This window comes from Bacillus sp. TH25, from assembly GCF_016650935.1.
GTDB classification, from domain to species: Bacteria; Bacillota; Bacilli; order Bacillales; family Bacillaceae_G; genus Bacillus_A; species Bacillus_A mycoides.
The window spans coordinates 1-20,357 of sequence record NZ_JAEKEU010000019.1 but is presented as its reverse complement, the minus strand read 5'-3'; the positions used below and the strand labels follow the sequence as shown (position 1 = coordinate 20,357).

General features: G+C 35.0%; 16 protein-coding genes and 1 pseudogene. 13 read left to right on the top strand and 4 right to left on the bottom strand.

The window, feature by feature from the left end; all coding sequences use genetic code 11:
* Positions 1-29: 29 nt before the first annotated feature.
* Positions 30-239, bottom strand: coding sequence for a KTSC domain-containing protein (locus JFT89_RS12930; protein ID WP_002157941.1), 210 nt, complete (start codon positions 237-239; stop codon positions 30-32).
* 466 nt (positions 240-705) lie between these two features.
* On the opposite strand from JFT89_RS12930, the gene JFT89_RS12925 reads away from it, so the two are divergent.
* Positions 706-3,177: a transglycosylase domain-containing protein gene (locus tag JFT89_RS12925; protein WP_201040131.1), complete on the top strand. Its 2,472-nt coding sequence runs from the start codon at positions 706-708 to the stop codon at positions 3,175-3,177.
* Between the two features lie 81 nt (positions 3,178-3,258).
* On the opposite strand, the gene JFT89_RS12920 is transcribed toward JFT89_RS12925, so the two are convergent.
* Complete coding sequence (locus JFT89_RS12920; protein WP_016094096.1) at positions 3,259-3,537, bottom strand: hypothetical protein; 279 nt, start codon at positions 3,535-3,537, stop codon at positions 3,259-3,261.
* A gap of 235 nt (positions 3,538-3,772) precedes the next feature.
* On the opposite strand from JFT89_RS12920, the gene JFT89_RS12915 reads away from it, so the two are divergent.
* From JFT89_RS12915 to JFT89_RS12880, 8 genes and pseudogenes are all read left to right on the top strand, one after another.
* Positions 3,773-4,918: an MFS transporter gene (locus JFT89_RS12915; protein ID WP_002065266.1), complete on the top strand. Its 1,146-nt coding sequence runs from the start codon at positions 3,773-3,775 to the stop codon at positions 4,916-4,918.
* Between the two features lie 15 nt (positions 4,919-4,933).
* Positions 4,934-5,205 (top strand): annotated as a pseudogene (locus JFT89_RS12910) (HesB/YadR/YfhF family protein).
* 415 nt (positions 5,206-5,620) lie between these two features.
* Entirely contained in the window at positions 5,621-6,742 is a 1,122-nt protein-coding gene (gene mmgD / locus JFT89_RS12905; protein WP_002127276.1) for a citrate synthase, read from the top strand.
* Between the two features lie 98 nt (positions 6,743-6,840).
* Entirely contained in the window at positions 6,841-8,277 is a 1,437-nt protein-coding gene (gene prpD, locus JFT89_RS12900) for a 2-methylcitrate dehydratase (protein ID WP_002065268.1), read from the top strand.
* A gap of 18 nt (positions 8,278-8,295) precedes the next feature.
* Positions 8,296-9,204 (top strand): methylisocitrate lyase, encoded by a 909-nt coding sequence (gene prpB, locus JFT89_RS12895; protein WP_002065269.1) that lies wholly within the window; start codon positions 8,296-8,298, stop codon positions 9,202-9,204.
* Positions 9,205-9,358: 154 nt separating this feature from the next.
* Complete coding sequence (locus JFT89_RS12890; protein WP_201040130.1) at positions 9,359-11,068, top strand: acyl-CoA dehydrogenase family protein; 1,710 nt, start codon at positions 9,359-9,361, stop codon at positions 11,066-11,068.
* Between the two features lie 16 nt (positions 11,069-11,084).
* The gene (locus JFT89_RS12885) at positions 11,085-11,975 is read left to right on the top strand and encodes an NAD(P)-dependent oxidoreductase (protein WP_002012741.1); all 891 of its coding nucleotides are present in this window, start codon (positions 11,085-11,087) and stop codon (positions 11,973-11,975) included.
* Positions 11,976-12,014: 39 nt separating this feature from the next.
* Positions 12,015-13,475 (top strand): CoA-acylating methylmalonate-semialdehyde dehydrogenase, encoded by a 1,461-nt coding sequence (locus JFT89_RS12880; protein ID WP_002065273.1) that lies wholly within the window; start codon positions 12,015-12,017, stop codon positions 13,473-13,475.
* A 106-nt stretch (positions 13,476-13,581) separates the two neighbouring features.
* On the opposite strand, the gene JFT89_RS12875 is transcribed toward JFT89_RS12880, so the two are convergent.
* Both JFT89_RS12875 and JFT89_RS12870 read right to left on the bottom strand, forming a co-directional pair.
* Positions 13,582-14,214, bottom strand: coding sequence for a LysE family translocator (locus JFT89_RS12875; RefSeq protein ID WP_087943077.1), 633 nt, complete (start codon positions 14,212-14,214; stop codon positions 13,582-13,584).
* A 159-nt stretch (positions 14,215-14,373) separates the two neighbouring features.
* Positions 14,374-15,426, bottom strand: coding sequence for an enoyl-CoA hydratase/isomerase family protein (locus tag JFT89_RS12870; protein ID WP_002065275.1), 1,053 nt, complete (start codon positions 15,424-15,426; stop codon positions 14,374-14,376).
* Positions 15,427-15,782: 356 nt separating this feature from the next.
* Here JFT89_RS12870 and JFT89_RS12865 point away from each other — a divergent pair, with 356 nt between their 5' ends.
* From JFT89_RS12865 to JFT89_RS12850, 4 genes are all read left to right on the top strand, one after another.
* A complete protein-coding gene (locus tag JFT89_RS12865; protein ID WP_001119412.1) occupies positions 15,783-16,040 on the top strand; it encodes a hypothetical protein in 258 nt (85 codons plus the stop codon).
* 184 nt (positions 16,041-16,224) lie between these two features.
* On the top strand, positions 16,225-16,464 hold the full coding sequence (locus JFT89_RS12860; RefSeq protein ID WP_002085739.1) for a DUF2584 family protein: 240 nt from the start codon (positions 16,225-16,227) through the stop codon (positions 16,462-16,464).
* A gap of 15 nt (positions 16,465-16,479) precedes the next feature.
* The gene (locus tag JFT89_RS12855) at positions 16,480-17,637 is read left to right on the top strand and encodes an exonuclease SbcCD subunit D (protein ID WP_002065277.1); all 1,158 of its coding nucleotides are present in this window, start codon (positions 16,480-16,482) and stop codon (positions 17,635-17,637) included.
* A partial coding sequence (locus tag JFT89_RS12850; RefSeq protein WP_201040129.1) for an AAA family ATPase occupies positions 17,634-20,357 on the top strand: 2,724 nt, incomplete at its 3' end. The genes JFT89_RS12855 and JFT89_RS12850, both read left to right, overlap by 4 nt.

Genomic DNA, 20,357 nt, shown 5'->3' with positions numbered 1-20,357 from the left:
CGCCTTTCTTTTTTGTATGCCAATCAAGTTTAAATTTTAGTATAGCGGTAAGAATTTTTAATATAAGTATTATGATAATAACTTTTAGAGTGTGCGTTTAATAAACCGGTGTAAATGCTTTCTGGCACGTTAAAGAAATCATACATACCATTCTTTAGTTGAATACGTAAAATCATAGAAAAAGGATTATAGCCAACAGCAACTAAATTTTTTGAAATAACGGGAGATAGCTTCATCATTACGCAACTCCTTATTTTTCATTTTAGATGGTTTCTTGTAGATAAGGGGATTGTCGTGTTGAAATCCTAATAATTAAAGAGGTATTATATTTATATATAATATATCAAATGTTCATTATACGTAATTATAAGGAAGTTCACACGAAGTACATATCGTTGTGCTATTTTTATTTCACCTTTGATTTATAAATAAGAAAATATTGACCATTTGAAAAAAAGGTATATTATTTATACGAGGTATTAAAAATTCACTTCTTACATTCTATGCTTTAAGGGGCAGTATTATTAGAAAAAATAGAAGTGAAAATAGTTTGTATAAGAAGTATTCTAAAATGTATAATCTGTGAATTGGGAAAATATTGAATGCTCCAGGTCAATATACTTTCTTGATTAAATGTATTTGGGAAAGTGACCTCAATATTTTCAAGTAAATCAACGGGAGAATTGAAAGGCAGGAGAAAGTAACATGTCAGAAAATTATCGTTCTCGAGAGGAGCGACGACAAGTTCAAAAGAAAAAACAGCCAGCTTCTAAAAAAACAAAACCAAAGGGTAAAACATCGTTTTTTCGTAAATTTTTAATCAGTTGTTTACTACTTGGTATTGTAGGTTTAGTGGCAGGGGTTGCTACCTTTTTCGTAATGATTAAGGATGCACCAAAACTTGAGAAAGCAAAACTTGTTAATCCGTTATCCTCAAAAATTTATGATAAAGACGGGAATTTGGTATATGAATATGGGAAAGAAAAGCGGACGAATGTTACGTATGATCAAATTCCAAAATTAGTAGAAAATGCATTTTTAGCGACAGAAGACGCACGTTTTTACGAACATAGCGGGGTAGACTTTAAAGGGACTGCTCGTGCAGTTTTAGTTAGTCTTAAGGGAGATTATGGCTCTCAAGGTGGAAGTACGATAACGCAGCAAGTTATTAAAAACTACTTCTTATCGATGGAAAAAACGTCAAAACGTAAAGTTCAGGAAATATATTTAGCCTATAAGCTAGAACAACAGTATTCAAAACATGAAATTTTAGAGATGTATTTAAATAAAATTAATTTAGGTAACCGTTCATATGGAATCGCAACAGCGGCACAAAACTACTATGGTAAAGAATTAAAAGATTTAACATTACCAGAAGTTGCGATGCTTGCCGGTTTACCAAAAGCACCGAATAACTATGACCCAACGAAAAAAGAAAATGTTCAAAGGGCAACAGAAAGAAGAAATACTGTACTAAACTTAATGAATCGACATGGTTATATTACAAAGGCAGAAATGGAAGAAGCATCGAAAGTACCAGTGGATAAAAATATTAAGAGTGCAGCTGAACTACAAGCGATGCCACATACTGCATTTATGGATGCAGTAGTGAAAGAAGTAGAAAAGGAAATACCAGATGTTAATATTGGATCTGATGGTTTAGAAATTTATACAACATTGGATCCAAAAGCACAGAAATTAGCTGATAATATTTTGAATACAAATATTATTAATTATCCAAATGATAAATTCCAAGGTGCTTTCACATTTATGGATACGAAAACTGGAGAAGTTCGCGCTATAGGTAGTGGGCGCGGTGAAAATAAAGCAGTATTTAAAGGGCATAATATGGCAATTGAATTAGATCGTGCAGCTGGTTCAACGATGAAACCAATTTTTGATTACGCTCCTGCAATTGAATATTTAAAATGGGCTACTTATCATCAAATTGATGACTCTCCATTTAAGTATTCAACTGGCCAAGAAGTTAGAAATGCAGATAGAAGTCATTTAGGGCCAATCTCAATGCGTGAAGCACTAACAAAGTCACGTAATATCCCAGCTATTAAAACAGCTAAAGAGGTAGGTATTAGTAAATCGAAAGAGTTCTCTGAGAAATTAGGTATTACATTTAATGTAGCACCGACAGAATCAACAGCGATCGGTACAAATGAAGCGTCACCAACTGAAATTGCAGGTGCTTATGCGGCATTTGGGAATGACGGTAAGTATACGAAGCCGCATTTTGTTAAGAAAGTAGTTTATCCAGACGGCAAGTCACAAAGTTTTGGACAAAAACCAAAATCAGTTATGGCGGATTCTACAGCATATATGATTACTGATATGCTTCGTTCTGTAGTTACATCAGGTACTGGTACATCGGCAAATGTGGCCTCTTTAGATGTAGCTGGTAAAACAGGTACAACTAACTATTCTTCAAAACAACTAGCACAATATGGAATTCCAGAAAGTGCAACTCGTGATAGTTGGTTTGCAGGATATACACCGCAATATACGATGGCAGTATGGACTGGATATATGAAAGATGGTAAAGACGAGTATATTAGTAGTAAAAATACGAAAATTGCACAGTTGATCTTTAAAGAAATGATGAGCGAGATGGCTACAGATAAATCACGCTTTAAAATGCCAAGTAGTGTTATTCAAGAAGGTAGTGAGTTACGTATAAAAGGTGAAAAACGTGATTCATCTCCAAATACGAGCGTACCGGATACAACGGAACAACCAAAACAAGATCAACAGCAAAAAACTGAAGAAGAGAAAAATCAAGAGGAATTAAAGAAACAGGAAGAACTTAAGAAACAAGAAGAGCAAAAGAAACAAGATGAACTTAAGAAACAAGAAGAGCTTAAGAAGCAAGAAGAGCAAAAGAAACAAGATGAATTAAATAAGCAAAATGAACAAAATAATGGTGGAGGCCAAGGAAATACAACACCACCGAACAATGGTGGAGGCCAAGGAAATACAACACCACCGAACAATGGTGGAGGCCAAGGGAATACAACGCCACCGAACAACGGTGGGGATCAAGGAAATACTACCCCACCGACTAACGGTGGAGGAGGCCAAGGGAATACAACTCCAACGCCACCAGCAACAACGCCACCAACTACTGGCGAGAACACAGGAGAAGTTCCTGTCAATAATGGACAATAAGTAATGTATATAAAAGCACCAAAGGTACCGGGAAAAACGGTTTCTTTGGTGCTTTTTGTATTATAAAGAGTAATATTATTTTTAAATATTAAAAGTACCATAGAAATTTTGAAAGTAAATTGATGGGAAATGATAAAAAATTTGAGTTGGCGGTATTGGATAACTAGGGCCATAAAAAGTAGTACTACTCGGGTGTGTACCATGATGCCAAAATGAAGGGGTGACTTGGTCAGTCGATTGATATTGTTGCCAAGCGGCAGGAAGTTCGATACCAACATCAGAACTAGCTGTATGAACGGCAGGAACATGTATTGAGGGAGCTGCTGGGACAACGACGGTTATTCTTGGTGATACCCACATGAAAACGATCACTCCTAAGTTTAATAATAAAATAGTATATTCTTCTAGAACATATAAAGGTACATATATAGGTTTTTTGCTTAAAACATAGGCATAAAGTCGTAAGACCAACTTAAATTGATGGTAGACCATTTATTATGAAAAGATACGTCTATTAGCGGAGGGCAAGGGAACATGAAAAATATACAATTGATGTGTTGATTGTAATATTTTACGTGTTTATGGAGGAATTTTAATGGAACGATTATGGACGAAATCATTTATACAAATGACTATCGCGATGTTATTTTTATTTACGGGGTTTTATTTACTTGTTCCAACGCTCCCGCTCTTTATTAAAGAGATTGGTGGAAATGAATCGCAAGTTGGACTGATGATGGGAATGTTTACAATAGCGGCAGTTGTAATACGACCGATTATTGGAGGTATGTTAGATCAATATGGTAGAAGATCTTTTATTATTTTCGGACTCATATTTTTTGGGATAACGATGTATTCGTATAATTTAGCATCGACTATTGTCCTTTTAGCTGTTTTACGCGTTATTCACGGAGTGACGTGGGCTGTTTCTACAACAGCAGTTGGAACAGCGATAACTGATATTATTCCAGATTCACGTCGTGGTGAAGGGATGGGCTGGTATGGTATGGCGATGACAATCGCGATGGCAATTGGCCCGATGATTGGATTATGGGTTGTACAAAATTATTCATTTCATGGTCTATTCTTGTTAGCAACTCTTTTATCCTTTATGGCAGTCGTATTATCGTTAATAACGAAAATGCCATTCACGCCACAAAAAGAAAAAGGGAAAATTCAGCTGTTTGAAAAATCCGTTTTATCAATAACGGTTGTTGTTTTCTTTTTATCATTTGCATATGGAGGAATAACAACGTTTTTACCGTTATTCGCGTCATCAATTGATGTGAATCCTGGGACATTCTTTCTTGTATATGCAATTGCTTTAACAATTGTACGACCTATTTCAGGAAAACTATTAGATAAGTATGGAGAAGTTTTTATCATACTTCCGGCACTATGTATTACTATTTTAGCGATAGTTGTACTAACGATTTCAAATGGTTTGATAGGTGTAATGATTGCAGCGGCATTATATGGTGTTGGATTCGGTTCAGCACAGCCCGCTTTACAAGTAGCGATGCTGACAATTGTTGATCCTAGTAAAAGAGGAGTTGCTAACGCTTCATTCTTTACCGCTTTTGATTTAGGGATTGGATTAGGTGCGATTTTACTTGGAGTTGTTTCACAAATGTTTGGTTACCGTATTTTATTCGCAGGTAGTGCAATTTCAGGATTAATAGCTTTAATTATATTTGTCATTTTTGTAAAACAACGATTAGGCAAAAAAGATTTTGCGTAAACAGGAAGAGCGAAGATGAAAATTTCAATTGAACATGATGCTCGACGATGCTTTAAGGAAGAATTGCGTATAAAGCATTATGAATCTATTTGATGTATTGTAAGGTACGGAGGAAATAGCTCAATTCAGCCCGGATATTCTTTAGGGATTGTTTCTGAGAAACCAGTTCGGGAAATAATGCCAGTTGAGAAAGACGGTAGTTTATTTTTATAGATTTTGATGATCTTTCGTACTTTCAAAACTATGAATTAGTTGTAAGCTATCGTAAAGAAACGGAAGAAATTTAATTTAATTATGTAAAATAATAATTTTATTAAAAATAAATAAATTTTATATAAGAATTATATTTATGGGAATATGAAATAAATATTATAAAAAACCGAGCTGTGCATGAGTGCAGCTCGGTTTTTTATGTTTGTTGAAGAAAAAGGGATTAAAGGTATATTTAGTCGGATTATATGGATAATTGTTATATTTCGTTTTAAAAAAATGTAAAAGGATGTCTGTCCTTTCTTTATAAAAGATGAAAGTTATTTTTGAAAAATTGTATTATTACATCGGTAAAAGTATAGGAAACTTATCATCGTAAAATAAATTGAAATCTTCTAAAAACTCTGATACATTGAAATAGAAATGTAGTTTCATATTATTGTAAAGGCTTACAGTTATGTGCACGAAGATCTATTAGGATTGGAGGAAATAATGATGAAAGCTGAAGAAAAATTTTCCCCGGGATTAGATGGTGTAGTAGCAGCGGAAACGAAAATTTCGTTTCTTGACACAGTAAAAGGTGAAATTGTAATTCAAGGGTATGATTTAATCGAACTCTCAAAAACAAAAGAGTATTTAGACATTGTGCACCTTTTATTAGAAGAACGTTTACCGAATGAGGATGAGAAAGCAACAATTGAAAAGAAATTAAAAGAAGAATATGCAGTGCCAGAAGGTGTATTCAATGTTCTAAAGGCATTGCCTAAGGAAACGCATCCTATGGATGGGCTACGTACAGGTGTGTCTGCATTAGCTGGTTACGATAGTGATATCGAAAACCGCTCGTTAGAAGTGAATAAAAGTCGAGGATACAAGCTTTTAAGTAAAGTGCCAAATATTGTAGCGAATAGCTACCATATTTTAAATAATGAGGAACCAATTGAGCCTCTTCAAGAATTGTCATATAGTGCGAATTTCTTCTATATGTTAACTGGAAAGAAACCAACTGAACTTGAAGAGAAAATCTTTGATCGTTCCCTTGTTTTATATAGTGAACATGAAATGCCAAACTCTACATTTACAGCACGCGTTATTGCATCAACGCAATCCGACTTATACGGCGCTTTAACAGGAGCAGTTGCATCCTTAAAAGGAAGTCTTCATGGCGGTGCGAATGAAGCGGTTATGTACATGCTTTTAGAAGCTGGTAATGTTGAGAAATTTGAAGAGTTATTACAGAAGAAACTATATAACAAAGAAAAAATTATGGGCTTTGGACACCGTGTTTATATGAAAAAGATGGATCCAAGAGCACTTATGATGAAGGAAGCATTAAAGCAGTTATGTGATGTGAAAGGCGATTATACACTATATGAAATGTGTGAAGCTGGAGAAAAAATTATGGAGAAGGAAAAAGGAATTTATCCGAATCTTGATTATTATGCTGCTCCAGTATATTGGATGCTTGGTATTCCAATTCAACTTTACACACCAATCTTCTTTAGTTCTAGAACAGTAGGGCTATGTGCACACGTAATTGAGCAACATGCGAACAATCGTTTGTTCCGTCCACGTGTAAATTATATTGGCGAGCGACATGCATTTAGTAAATAAAAACAACTGGGGAGTTGTTAGCGCCGCCCGCCAGATGGGTGTTTGACCGACACCCATCATTAATAATAACGAATTTTCGACAGAAAGGGAAGAATAGCATGATTAAAACAAATGAAATTAAACAAAAAGATGCATTATTAGAAGAAATTACGGACTATGTATTAAATAAAGAGGTTACAAGTGCAGAGGCATTCAGTACGGCTCGTTACGTATTACTTGATACACTTGGATGCGGAATTTTAGCACTGCAATATCCAGAGTGTACGAAATTATTAGGACCAGTTGTACCAGGAACAATCGTGCCAAATGGTACACGTGTACCAGGAACATCTTATGTGCTAGATCCAGTAAAAGGCGCATTTAATATCGGATGTATGATCCGTTGGTTAGACTATAACGATACTTGGCTTGCAGCAGAGTGGGGACATCCATCTGATAACTTAGGCGGAATTTTAGCAGTTGCAGATTATATTAGCCGCGTTCGTATTTCAGAAGGAAAAGAACCATTAAAAGTACGTGAAGTACTAGAAATGATGATTAAAGCACATGAAATTCAAGGTGTACTTGCTTTAGAAAACAGTTTAAACCGTGTTGGTCTTGATCACGTATTATACGTAAAAGTAGCGACGACTGCAGTAGTTGCAAAAATGCTTGGCGGAACGCGTGAGGAAATCTTTAATGCATTATCACATGCGTGGATTGATAATTCTAGTCTTCGTACATATCGTCACGCTCCAAATACAGGTTCACGTAAATCATGGGCAGCAGGTGATGCGACGAGCCGCGGTGTTCATCTTGCAATGACTGCATTAAAAGGTGAAATGGGTTACCCAACGGCATTATCTGCACCAGGGTGGGGATTCCAAGATGTGTTATTTAACAAGCAAGAATTAAAATTAGCAAGACCGCTAGAATCTTATGTAATGGAAAATGTATTATTCAAAGTGTCATTCCCAGCAGAATTCCATGCACAAACAGCTGCAGAATGTGCAGTGAAATTACATCCGGAACTTAAAGAAAGATTAGATGAAATTGATCGTATTACAATTACAACTCATGAGTCAGCAATTCGTATTATCGATAAAGAAGGTCCATTAAATAACCCAGCTGATCGCGATCATTGCTTACAATACATTACTGCAATAGGTTTATTAAAAGGAGATATCGTTGCGGATGATTATGAGGATGTAGTAGCGAATGATCCACGTGTAGATGAATTACGTAATAAGATGGTTGTTGTTGAAAACAAACAGTACAGTTTAGATTACCTTGACCCGAACAAGCGCTCAATCGCCAACGCTGTTCAAGTTCATTTTAAAGATGGTACTGTAACAGAAAATGTGGAATGTGAATACCCACTTGGTCACCGTTTCCGTAGAGACGAAGCGATTCCAAAAGTTGTTCGAAAATTCACTGCAAATATGGCAGGTCATTATTCTAGTAAGCAACAAGAACAAATTCACGAAGTTTGTTTAAATGAAGAAAAACTAGAAAATATGAATGTAAACGAATTTGTAGATCTATTCTTAATTTAATAATAGGGGGAATTTAGAATGGCTTGGGTTGTGAATAAACAGTCAACACAAGAGGAGCTTGCGAATAGCTTCCGAGCTTTAGTAGAAGCAAATGAAATTTTGCAAATTCCAGGTGCTCATGATGCAATGGCGGCTCTTGTTGCGAAAAATACAGGTTTTTCAGCTCTTTATTTATCGGGAGCTGCCTATACTGCAAGTAAAGGACTACCAGATTTAGGAATCGTGACGTCTACTGAAGTAGCAGAGAGAGCAAGAGATCTAGTAAGAGCTACAGATTTACCAGTTCTTGTTGACATTGATACAGGATTTGGTGGAGTACTAAACGTAGCGAGAACAGCTGTAGAAATGGTGGAAGCGAAAGTTGCGGCTGTTCAGATTGAAGATCAACAATTACCAAAGAAATGTGGACATTTAAATGGTAAGAAACTTGTTACTACAGAAGAATTAGTTCAAAAAATTAAAGCGATTAAAGAAGTTGCGCCAAGTTTATACATTGTAGCACGCACAGATGCTCGCGGCGTGGAAGGATTAGATGCATCGATTGAAAGAGCGAACGCATATGTAAAAGCAGGTGCAGATGCTATATTCCCGGAAGCACTTCAATCAGAAGAGGAGTTCCGTCTATTTAATAGTAAAGTAAATGCCCCTTTATTAGCGAATATGACCGAATTCGGTAAAACTCCATATTATAGTGCAGAGGAATTTGCAAATATGGGCTTCCAAATGGTTATTTATCCTGTAACTTCACTTCGCGTTGCAGCGAAAGCGTATGAGAATGTATTTACTTTAATTAAGGAAACAGGTTCTCAAAAAGATGCACTTTCTAATATGCAAACGAGAAGTGAGTTATATGAAACAATTTCATATCATGACTTTGAAGAGTTAGATACTGGAATTGCAAAAACCGTATTATCTGAAGATCAATAGGTAGAACAACTAAGGCGATGAGAATACATCTTTGGCAAAACGAACTGCTTGATGTGAAAATTCATCGCCTTCTGTTTTCAATAATAAGATATTCCACTCATCGTAGACGAGCATATGCATTAGCAATGAAGGCCGAAATGATAGGGGGATTCAGATGGAGAAAACGAAGTTACCATGGGATGAATTTTTTTCACTCAATCAAGATGTGAATAATACTTTCTTTACACCAGAAGATTTTTCAGGGGATGAAGATTTAATTGCAAAAACGACAGAACAATTCGTTAAACAAGAAATTGTCCCACAAATTGAGAATATTGAACAACATAACTATAAAGTTTCTCGTCAATTATTTGAGAAAGCTGGGGAACTTGGATTATTAGGCATTGAGGTACCAGAAGATTATGGTGGATTCGAGTTAGGAAAGGCTGTCTCAGGTCTTGTAGCAGAGAAAATGGGTTACGCTGGTGCATTTAGCGTTTCTTTTAATATACACGCCGGTGTAGGTACATTGCCTTACATATATTATGGAACGAAAGAACAGAAAGAAAAATATTTACCGAAAATCGCATCGGGAGAATGGATTGGGGCTTATGCTTTAACTGAGCCAAATGCTGGTTCTGATGCATTAAGTGCAAAAACGAGTGCAGTATTGAATGAAGAGGGTACTGCTTGGAAGTTGAATGGTGAGAAGCAGTGGATTACAAATGCTCATATGGCAGATGTATACGTTGTTTTTGCGAAGACAAATAAAGGAATGACAGCGTTTATTGTCGAAAGAACATGTGAAGGTGTATCAATAGGATTAGAAGAAAAGAAGATGGGGATTAAAGGTTCTTCAACAGCGACGCTTATTTTAGAAGATGTTGTCATCCCCGCTGAAAATATTTTAGGGGAAGTTGGGAAAGGGCATCACGTAGCTCTTAATATTCTTAACTTCGCTAGACTAAAACTTGCTTTTGGAAATATTGGAACAGCAAAACAAGCAATCGGTTTGTCAGCTCAATATGGAAAAGAGCGAAAACAGTTCCAAACGGAATTAGTAGATTTTACGATGATTCAAGAGAAAATTGCCAATATGATTATTTCTACATATGGAGCAGAAAGTGCAGCTTACCGTACAGCGGGTGTAATTGATGAAGCAATTCATGAGAGTGATGAAGATCTTATGAAAAAAATGTCCCAATTTGCAATTGAATGTGCACTGAATAAAGTAAACGCTTCTGAAACACTTGCTTATATCGTAGATGAAGCTGTACAAATTCATGGTGGTTACGGTTATATGCAAGAATATGAAGTAGAACGATTATATCGTGATGCTAGGATTAGTCGTATTTTTGAAGGAACGAATGAAATTAATAGATTAACAGTTGCAAAAATGTTAATGAAGCAAATCGAACAAATAGAAGATGCTGAAGTAGAAATTGATGTAGCAAATGTAGAAAGAAACCATCGTTACATTTTATTATCGAAAAAATTGTTGAAACAATCTTTGAAAACGCTCTCTAAAACTCCAGGTTTAAAAATAGAGCAAGAGCAAGAATATTCACGCGTATTATCAAATATGTTGACGGACGTGTACGTCATGGAATCAGCATTTTTACGTACGAGGAAAGCAGTTAGTAAAAATGGTGAGGAAAAAGAGCGCACGAAGCAAATGATAACAGATGTTATTTGTGAAGAAGGATATCGTAAAGTAGAAGAATCGGCGATTTCCATTCTTTCAGCAGCTGTCACAGAAGAACAAAATAGACAAGAAATATTAGCTGAAATTCGTCAATTATTAGTGCCTTTATACTCAAACTTATTTACGAAAAAGAGAGATATTGCGAAAGTTATTATAAATCGCGGGAAATATATTGTGTAAATAGGAGGAAAGCGATATGAAAAAGATTGGTTTTATCGGTTTAGGTAACATGGGTCTTCCAATGTCTAAAAATTTAGTTAAATCCAGCTACACAGTATACGGAGTGGACTTGAATAAAGAGGCGGAAGCTTCCTTTGAAAAAGAAGGAGGAATTATCGGCCTATCAATCTCAAAACTAGCAGAGACATGCGATGTGATTTTTACAAGTTTGCCTTCACCTCGTGCTGTGGAAGCGGTATATTTTGGGGAAGAAGGATTATTTGAAAATAGCCACTCGAATGTAGCTTTAATTGATACAAGTACAGTATCTCCACAATTAAACAAACAATTAGAGGAATCGGCGAAGGAAAAGAAAGTAGACTTTTTAGCAGCACCTGTTAGCGGTGGGGTAATTGGTGCAGAAAACCGTACATTAACGTTTATGGTTGGTGGATCGAAAGAAGTATATGAGAAAACTGAATCTGTCATGGAAGTACTTGGAGCGAATGTTTTCCATGTTAGTGAGCAGATTGATAGTGGTACAACTGTTAAATTAATTAATAATCTATTAATTGGTTTTTATACAGCTGGTGTGAGTGAAGCTTTAACATTAGCGAAAAAGAACAATATGGATTTAGATAAAATGTTTGATATTTTAAATGTAAGTTACGGTCAAAGTAGAATTTATGAGCGTAATTATAAAAGTTTCATTGCATCAGAAAATTATGAGCCAGGCTTTACTGTAAATTTATTAAAGAAAGATTTGGGATTTGCGATAGAGTTAGCTAAAGAAAGTGAACTTCACTTACCAGTAAGTGAGATGCTATTAAACGTATATGAAGAAGCGAGTGAGGCAGGATATGGTGAAAACGATATGGCTGCTTTATATAAGAAAGTTAGCGAACAATTAATTTCTAATCAAAAATAGTGCACTTATAAAAACCATGATAAAAAAGGAGAGAATATAATGATTACAACTGAAATTAAACGAGTGAAAAATCATATTAATGGCGAATGGGTAGAATCTACTGGTACGGAAGTAGAAGCGGTTCCGAATCCGGCAACTGGAAAAATCATCGCTTACGTTCCACTTTCTCCAAAAGAAGATGTTGAAAAAGCTGTTGAAGCGGCAAAAGCGGCATACAAAACATGGTCTAAAGTGCCAGTTCCAAATCGTTCAAGACAACTATACAAATATCTACAACTGTTACAAGAAAATAAAGATGAGCTTGCAAAAATCATTACGCTAGAAAACGGTAAAACGCTAATGGATGCAACTGGTGAAGTACAGCGTGGTATTGAAGCGGTAGAACTTGCAACATCAGCACCAAATTTAATGATGGGACAAGCTCTTCCGAATATTGCTAGTGGAATTGATGGATCGATTTGGCGCTACCCAATCGGAGTTGTTGCTGGTATTACACCGTTTAACTTCCCGATGATGATTCCATTATGGATGTTCCCACTTGCAATTGCTTGCGGTAATACATTCGTATTAAAAACATCTGAAAGAACGCCACTTTTAGCTGAGCGACTTGTAGAGTTATTCTATGAAGCTGGTTTTCCAAAAGGGGTATTAAATTTAGTACAAGGCGGAAAAGATGTTGTAAATAGTATTTTAGAAAATAAAGATATTCAAGCAGTTTCGTTTGTTGGCTCTGAGCCAGTGGCACGCTACGTATATGAAACTGGTACAAAACATGGTAAACGTGTACAAGCGTTAGCAGGTGCGAAAAACCATGCGATTGTAATGCCAGATTGCAACCTTGAGAAAACAGTACAAGGTGTAATTGGGTCTGCGTTTGCAAGTAGTGGAGAGCGCTGCATGGCATGTTCAGTAGTAGCAGTAGTTGATGAAATTGCTGATGAATTCATTGATGTATTAGTAGCGGAAACGAAGAAGTTAAAAGTAGGTGACGGTTTCAACGAAGATAATTATGTTGGACCATTAATCCGTGAATCTCATAAAGAACGTGTTTTAGGATATATTAATAGTGGTGTAGCAGATGGAGCAACATTATTAGTAGATGGTCGTAAAATTAATGAAGAAGTTGGAGAAGGATACTTTGTTGGTGCAACAATCTTCGATGGCGTAAATCAAGAGATGAAAATTTGGCAAGATGAAATTTTCGCTCCAGTATTAAGCGTTGTAAGAGTTAAAGATTTAGAAGAAGGTATCAAACTGACAAATCAATCTAAATTTGCAAATGGTGCGGTTATTTATACTTCAAATGGTAAGCATGCACAAACATTCCGTGATAACATCGATGCTGGTATGATCGGTGTAAACGTAAACGTTCCAGCACCAATGGCATTCTTCGCATTTGCAGGAAACAAAGCTTCATTCTTTGGGGATCTTGGTACAAATGGTACGGATGGCGTTCAATTTTATACACGCAAAAAAGTTGTAACTGAGCGCTGGTTTTAATAAAGTGAAATGATAATGAGTGGGATGCATTCCCACTCATTATAAAAATAATGCAAACGAAAATACACTACCCATAATGGAGTAGTGTATTTTCGTTTGCATTGTGTTAACTATTTCTTTCAAAGGCCAATTTAATACCAAACCCAATTAAGACGATTCCTGTAATTCCTTGAATATAACGCTGTGTCTTCGGTTTTTTCATAAAAGCACTAATTTTATCAATTAAAAATATATAAAAAGCAAACCAAATGACTGTTAAAATGAGATAAGTAAGTCCCATAACGAGAAGTTGTATAAATGTATTATGATTTGGATTTAAAAACTGTGGTAAAAAAGTTAAAAAGAAGACTGCAATCTTAGGGTTTAGTAAATTTGTAAGAAACCCTTGGCGAAAGCAAGAAGTATGTTTATTGTCATTATTTATTGGAACGTCATTTGTATTTAAGTCTCCGGTGTTTCTTACTGCTAAAAGGGCTTTAATACCAATATAGACTAAATATACAGCACCAACATATTTAAAAATAGAAAATAAAAGAGCAGACTTTACAATAAGTGCTGAAAGACCAATTACAGCAGCTAAAGTGTGAATTAAAAGCGCAACACAAGTACCAAAAACAGTTTTTACGCCGCCGATTTTGCCGGCAATCAATGTGTTTTTCGTAGCCATTGCTGTATCAGGACCGGGTAGAATAATAAGACATATAGACATAATAATAAACAGAAAAAAATTTTCCATAATGTTATCCACCTTCCTTTGTTGTTTTTAGAAAATTCGATTAACGTTAGTTTAACATACATTTTAGTTAAATAAAATTAAATTATATTTAAAATTATTTAACTAAAAAGAAGAGGCCATATAGAGTAGCTGAGAGTGAGCTACAATATATGGCCTTTTTGTTTAGGCGTTAAGTAAGTTAAAGAATCGATTTACATCTTCTTCTGAAACATCACTTAATTGTTTATATTTATAATTTGGATTTTGGTCTTTATCAACTACAACGGAGCGTACTCCTTCAAAGAAATCTTCATGTCGCATGAAGTTTTTAGCGAGTATAAGATCTGTCGCGAAACATTCTTCAACTGACTTTTCTTGGCCATCAATAAACTGTTTTAATGTTACCTTTAATGAAACAGGGGATTTGGATAATAGCTTTTCTTTCGTTGTTTGGGCAAATGGACTTTGATCTTTCTCTAACGATTGAATGATTCCCTCAATTGTATCGAATGCAAAATGAGAATTAATTTCTTCTACTGAAGAAGAAAGATTGCCATCTAAGTTTGGAGCAGTTGCAAATGTACGAATAACTTCTTTTAAATGAGTATGTACATCTTCTTTTTTCCAATTTACATTTTCAAGTGCGGTAAGGAAATTTGGTAATGAATCTGATGTCATAAAGTAATCAGCAGCGTTAATATATAATACATCAGGAGCTTTTAAAATAGATGCCGTTAAAGCAACATATCGACCAGTATATCCAGGCGCTTTATTTAAGAAATAAGCAGCACCGACATCAGGGAAGAAACCGATGTTCATTTCAGGCATTGCCCACTTCGTACGCTCTGTTACAATTCGATACGTCGCTCCATTTGTCAGACCGACACCACCGCCCATTACAATTCCATCTAAACAAGCGATAATTGGTTTTTTGTATTGATAAATAAATGTATCAATTTCATATTCTTCTTCAAAAAACTGCTCTGCATGTTGTAATGCAACTTCGTTAGAACGTGCTTCGTATAGCGTTTTAATATCACCACCTGCACAAAAACCTTTCGTCCCAGCTCCTTTTAAAACGATGAGTTCAATACGCTCATCTTGCTCCCATTCTTTAAGTTTTTGCCCAATTGGTTGTAACATGTCATAGGATAAAGAATTAAGTGCTTTTGGACGGTTTAAAGTAATAGATGCAACGCCGTTTTCGCTAACAGAAAATAAAACGTGTTCGGTCATAATAAATCCTCCCTTACTTATCTTTCTATTCTTATTTCTTGATACATGCTGAAATGTCCTTTATAATTTTTGTCTAAATTAGGTGCTTAGTGTTATTATTTACCGCATATTTTGACGAGTTATATTTGCAGGATTTCAGAGAATGAAGAGGAATATTACAACATTACTGTAAGCGCAATTATTTGAAATCATAGTGTTGAAGGCGCTATTATATGTATAACTTATATTGAGTTAGTATACGTGGCGTAACAATACATTAAAGAGTGGATGTAGAAAAGATTTAAAAGCTGAATTATCTAACTTTTAAAGAGTGTGGGGTTTGTATATAATTAGAAATAGAGAAAGGAGAGATCGGAATGCCAGGACCTTTACTATTGTCGGTAATTATTTTGTCATCTCTTATGGTAGGAATTACACAGTATTTTCATCATACAGATACGACAGAAGAAGTGAAGGATAAGGTGCGTCTCGTGTTTCCGATTTTTATAATATCTATTTCCATATGTTTTTTACTAAATAAAGATGGGTATGTTGTGGCCGTATTCGCGTTTTTTGTAGCGATTGTCTTAATAACTGTATTGTATTACGTTATGAAAGAGTACTTGCAAAAATAAGGATGCCTGAAAGGGCATTTTTATTTTTGTATATTAATAATTTCACATACCGTATTTTATGTAAAAAAACATAAAATACTTATAATTAAAAAAGTATGTACATCGTGGTGTATTTACTTGTCAATCTTGCATGACCACTATACTATTAAAATGTAGAGATTAGAAAAAAGGGGTTGTATCTAGCATGAAATTTGAGATGCATACAAAAATTATTTCAAATGAAAAAGAAGTAAGATTACATATAGAAGATAATTTATTTCAATTAATTTTAGATGGTTATCATCTATTTACTATTCAAGAAATATTGCCTTTATATAAATCAAACGAAGAAAGAATCGGTAGTGCAATTGTCCAAAAGTTAGAATGGGAGAACGGAAAAACTACACTAAACTATCAGCTTGTTTCACTACAATCAGTAAACTAAAAGGAGAAGGGTAATATGAAGTTTTTTCATACAGCGGATTGGCATTTAGGTAAGCTTGTTCATGGTGTATATATGACTGAAGATCAAAAAATTGTGTTAGATCAGTTTGTACAAGCTGTTGAAGAGGAAAAACCGGATGCTGTAATTATTGCAGGAGATTTATATGACCGAGCAATTCCACCTACAGAAGCAGTAGACTTATTAAATGATGTATTACAAAAGATAGTTATTGATTTACAAACACCAATAATCGCAGTTGCAGGAAACCACGATAGTCCGGACCGCATACATTTTGGTAGTAATTTAATGAAAAAACAAGGATTACATATTGTTGGACAATTCCAGTTTCCATACAATCCTGTTGTTTTAAATGATGAATACGGAGAGGTTCATTTCCATCTCGTTCCGTATTCAGATCCAAGTATTGTTAGACATATATTGAAAAATGAAGATGTTCGTTCTCATGATGATGCGATGCGTATTTTTATGAACGAACTCTCTGAAACGATGGATAAAGAAGCGAGACACATATTTGTAGGACATGCATTTGTAACTTCTTCAGGAGAGGCAGAGGAAAATACGAGTGATGCGGAACGACCACTTTCAATTGGTGGTGCTGAATATGTAAATAGCCATTATTTTGATAAGTTTCATTACACGGCGCTTGGCCATTTACATCAAGCGCATTTTGTACGTAATGAGACAATTCGTTATTCAGGTTCACCACTTGCATATTCTATTTCTGAAGAAAAGCATAAAAAAGGATATTATATTGTGGAACTGGATGAAAAAGGTGAAACAACAATTGAAAAACGTTTACTTACACCACGTCGTAAAATGCGTACAGTAGAAGCGAAAATAGACGATTTATTGCTTCATCCAGTGAGTGAAGATTATGTATTTGTGAAATTATTAGATGAAAATCCTGTCTTGCAGCCAATGGAAAAAATACGTTCTGTATACCCAAATGCAATGCATGTTGAAAGATCTATTCAAAGACGAGAGTTCACAGATGAAAATGAAGTAACTGTTTCAAGACATAAAACGGATGATTTATCTCTTTTAAAAGCATTTTATAAAGAAATGAAAGGGCTAGATTTATCAGAAGAGAAAGAACGTCTATTTTTAGATGTTTTGCAAACAGTGCAAGAACGGGAAGGTGAGCGAGGATGAGACCGATTCAGCTTATAATGACCGCGTTTGGTCCATATAAACAGAAAGAAGTAATCGATTTTAAAGATCTTGGTGAGCATCGTATTTTCGCTATTTCTGGAAATACAGGAGCTGGAAAGACAACGATTTTTGATGCGATTTGTTATGTATTATATGGAGAGGCTAGTGGAGAAGAGCGCAGTGATACAAACATGCTTCGTAGCCAATTTGCTGATGATGATGTTTATACAAGTGTGGAATTAACTTTTCAATTAAAAGGAAAAAGTTATGAAATTAAACGACAACTGGGCCATAAAAAACAAGGAAATAAAACAATTACAGGACATGCAGTCGAATTATATGAAGTAATTGATGAGGAAAAAGTTCCATGTGTCGATCGTTTTCATGTAACGGATGTAAATAAAAAAGTTGAAGATTTAATTGGATTAAGTAAACATCAATTTAGCCAAATTGTCATGTTACCGCAAGGAGAGTTCCGAAAATTATTAACATCTGAAACGGAAAATAAAGAAGAAATACTACGCCGCATTTTTAAAACAGATCGTTATAAATTAATGCGTGAGATATTAGATCAAAAGCGTAAACAATGGAAAGATGTCTTACAAGAAAAACAAAAAGAACGTGAGCTATATTTCCGTAATGTATTTAAATTACCAATACGTGATGGGGCATTATTAGAGACATTAGTGGAGCAAGAGCATGTAAATACACATCAAGTAGTAGAGGCATTAGAACAAGAAACAATTTGGTACAATGCAGAGGTTGAGCAATTACACTTAGAACAAAATGACAAAACGAAACAATTAAAAGAAGCAGAGGCACGTTTTCATGCAGCAAAAGCTGTAAATGAGAAATTCAAAGATTTAGAACAAAAGAATGAGAAGTACAGTATTTTACAAGAAAACCGTGCCGTAATCGAAATGAAAGAAAAATCTTTTAAACATGCGGAACAGGCGAAGCGATTATTACCATTTGAGCAATGGTATGAGGAAGCGATGCAATATGAACAGCAGTCTGAAAGTTTGTTAAAACAGATAATCGCAAAAAAAGAGCATATAATGAACAGTTTTGCACTTGCTCAGGAGAAATATGAAGCATTAAAGAATAAGGCATCCGAGCGAGAAAATGCTAAAAAACAAGTTCAAAGACTAGAAGAGTTACAACCAATTATTGCATCATTAGCTGAGAAAAAGTTAAATTTGCAAAATGCTGAAATTCAAATAGGAAAATTAAAAGAAGGTATGCAAAAGTTAGATGAACAACTAGAAGCGCATAAAAATGAAAAACAAAGAATGTCTGGCGAATTACAGCAATTAGAAGTAGCGCTTGAACAATATGTAGCTAAAGTAGAAGAACTAACGAATATGCGAGAAGATGCAAAAGTATTAAAGCAGGCATATGATGTATGGCAAGAAAAACAAAAATACGAGCAAGAAAAAGAAATTGCGTTTCATAAGATGCAACTTGCAGTTAGTGCGTATGAAAATATGGAACGCCGCTGGTTAGGTGAGCAAGCTGGTATATTAGCTCTTCATTTACATGATGGTGAATCTTGTCCAGTATGTGGTAGTATGGATCACCCGAAAAAAGCTACAGAGCAAAGTAATGCAATTGATGAAAAAGAGTTAAATGGGCTAAGAGAAAAGAAAAACGTTGCGGAAAAATTACATGTTCAATTAGAAGAAAAGTGGAATTTCTATCGAGTTCAATATGAACAAGTGATAGAAGAAGTCCTAAAGCGAGGGTATCGCTCAGAAGAATTAGTAGAAACATATAGTGCGCTCGTTCAGAAAGGAAAGCAATTAGCAGCAGAAGTAAATACGTTAAAATCAAGTGAAGAAACGCGTAAGCAAATTGCTGTGAATATAAAAAGCGTAGAAGAAAAAGTAGAAGAACTCCAGAAACAAAAGCGTGAAGTAGAAACCGTGCAGCACAGTACTGAAATGGAGTGTATGCAGCTTCGTACGTCATATGAACATGATAAGCAAAATATTCCGGAAAGCTTGCAAACGGTACAAGTTTGGAAAGTACAGTTTGACCAAGCTCTACAAGAACTTCGTTTAATGGAAGATGAATGGGAGAAAGTACAAGAAGCGTATCAACATTGGCAAAATGAAAATATACGTATTCAAGCAGAACATGATAGTGCTTCTAATCAATTTAATAGTGCAAAAGAGAAGAAAGAAGAGACTTTCACACGCTTTATGAAAGAGCTAGAACAAAGCGGATTTACAGATCAATTAACATATACAGAATCCAAATTAAATGATGCTGAGATGGATAAGTTACAACAAGAAATCCAAAGTTATTACTCATCTCTAGAAGTACTTACAAAACAAATTGAAGAATTAAAGACACACTTAAAAGATAAAGCGTATATAGACATTTCTTCATTAGATGAGCAAGTGAAAGAATTGGAAATTAACCTTGATATTATTAAAGAAAAACGACAACGTGCTCAAAACGCCGTATCATATATTACGGATTTACATGAAAATATTAAACGAATTGATGAACAAATTCATGAGGAAGAAAAAGCATTCCAAGAACTTGTTGATTTATATGAAGTAATGAAAGGGGATAACGATAGTCGTATATCCTTTGAACGTTACATCTTAATTGAGTATTTAGAACAAATTGTTCAAATTGCGAACGAACGACTACGTAAATTATCAAATGGACAATTTTATTTAAAACGAAGCGAACGAGTTGAAAAGAGG

Bases quoted from the DNA above. Each gene is read 5' to 3' on its own strand.
- JFT89_RS12930 (WP_002157941.1), bottom strand. From the start codon at position 239: ATGATGAAGCTATCTCCCGTTATTTCAAAAAATTTAGTTGCTGTTGGC.
- JFT89_RS12925 (WP_201040131.1), top strand. From the start codon at position 706: ATGTCAGAAAATTATCGTTCTCGAGAGGAGCGACGACAAGTTCAAAAG.
- JFT89_RS12920 (WP_016094096.1), bottom strand. From the start codon at position 3,537: ATGTGGGTATCACCAAGAATAACCGTCGTTGTCCCAGCAGCTCCCTCA.
- JFT89_RS12915 (WP_002065266.1), top strand. From the start codon at position 3,773: ATGGAACGATTATGGACGAAATCATTTATACAAATGACTATCGCGATG.
- mmgD (WP_002127276.1), top strand. From the start codon at position 5,621: ATGATGAAAGCTGAAGAAAAATTTTCCCCGGGATTAGATGGTGTAGTA.
- prpD (WP_002065268.1), top strand. From the start codon at position 6,841: ATGATTAAAACAAATGAAATTAAACAAAAAGATGCATTATTAGAAGAA.
- prpB (WP_002065269.1), top strand. From the start codon at position 8,296: ATGGCTTGGGTTGTGAATAAACAGTCAACACAAGAGGAGCTTGCGAAT.
- JFT89_RS12890 (WP_201040130.1), top strand. From the start codon at position 9,359: ATGGAGAAAACGAAGTTACCATGGGATGAATTTTTTTCACTCAATCAA.
- JFT89_RS12885 (WP_002012741.1), top strand. From the start codon at position 11,085: ATGAAAAAGATTGGTTTTATCGGTTTAGGTAACATGGGTCTTCCAATG.
- JFT89_RS12880 (WP_002065273.1), top strand. From the start codon at position 12,015: ATGATTACAACTGAAATTAAACGAGTGAAAAATCATATTAATGGCGAA.
- JFT89_RS12870 (WP_002065275.1), bottom strand. From the start codon at position 15,426: ATGACCGAACACGTTTTATTTTCTGTTAGCGAAAACGGCGTTGCATCT.
- JFT89_RS12865 (WP_001119412.1), top strand. From the start codon at position 15,783: ATGCCAGGACCTTTACTATTGTCGGTAATTATTTTGTCATCTCTTATG.
- JFT89_RS12860 (WP_002085739.1), top strand. From the start codon at position 16,225: ATGAAATTTGAGATGCATACAAAAATTATTTCAAATGAAAAAGAAGTA.
- JFT89_RS12855 (WP_002065277.1), top strand. From the start codon at position 16,480: ATGAAGTTTTTTCATACAGCGGATTGGCATTTAGGTAAGCTTGTTCAT.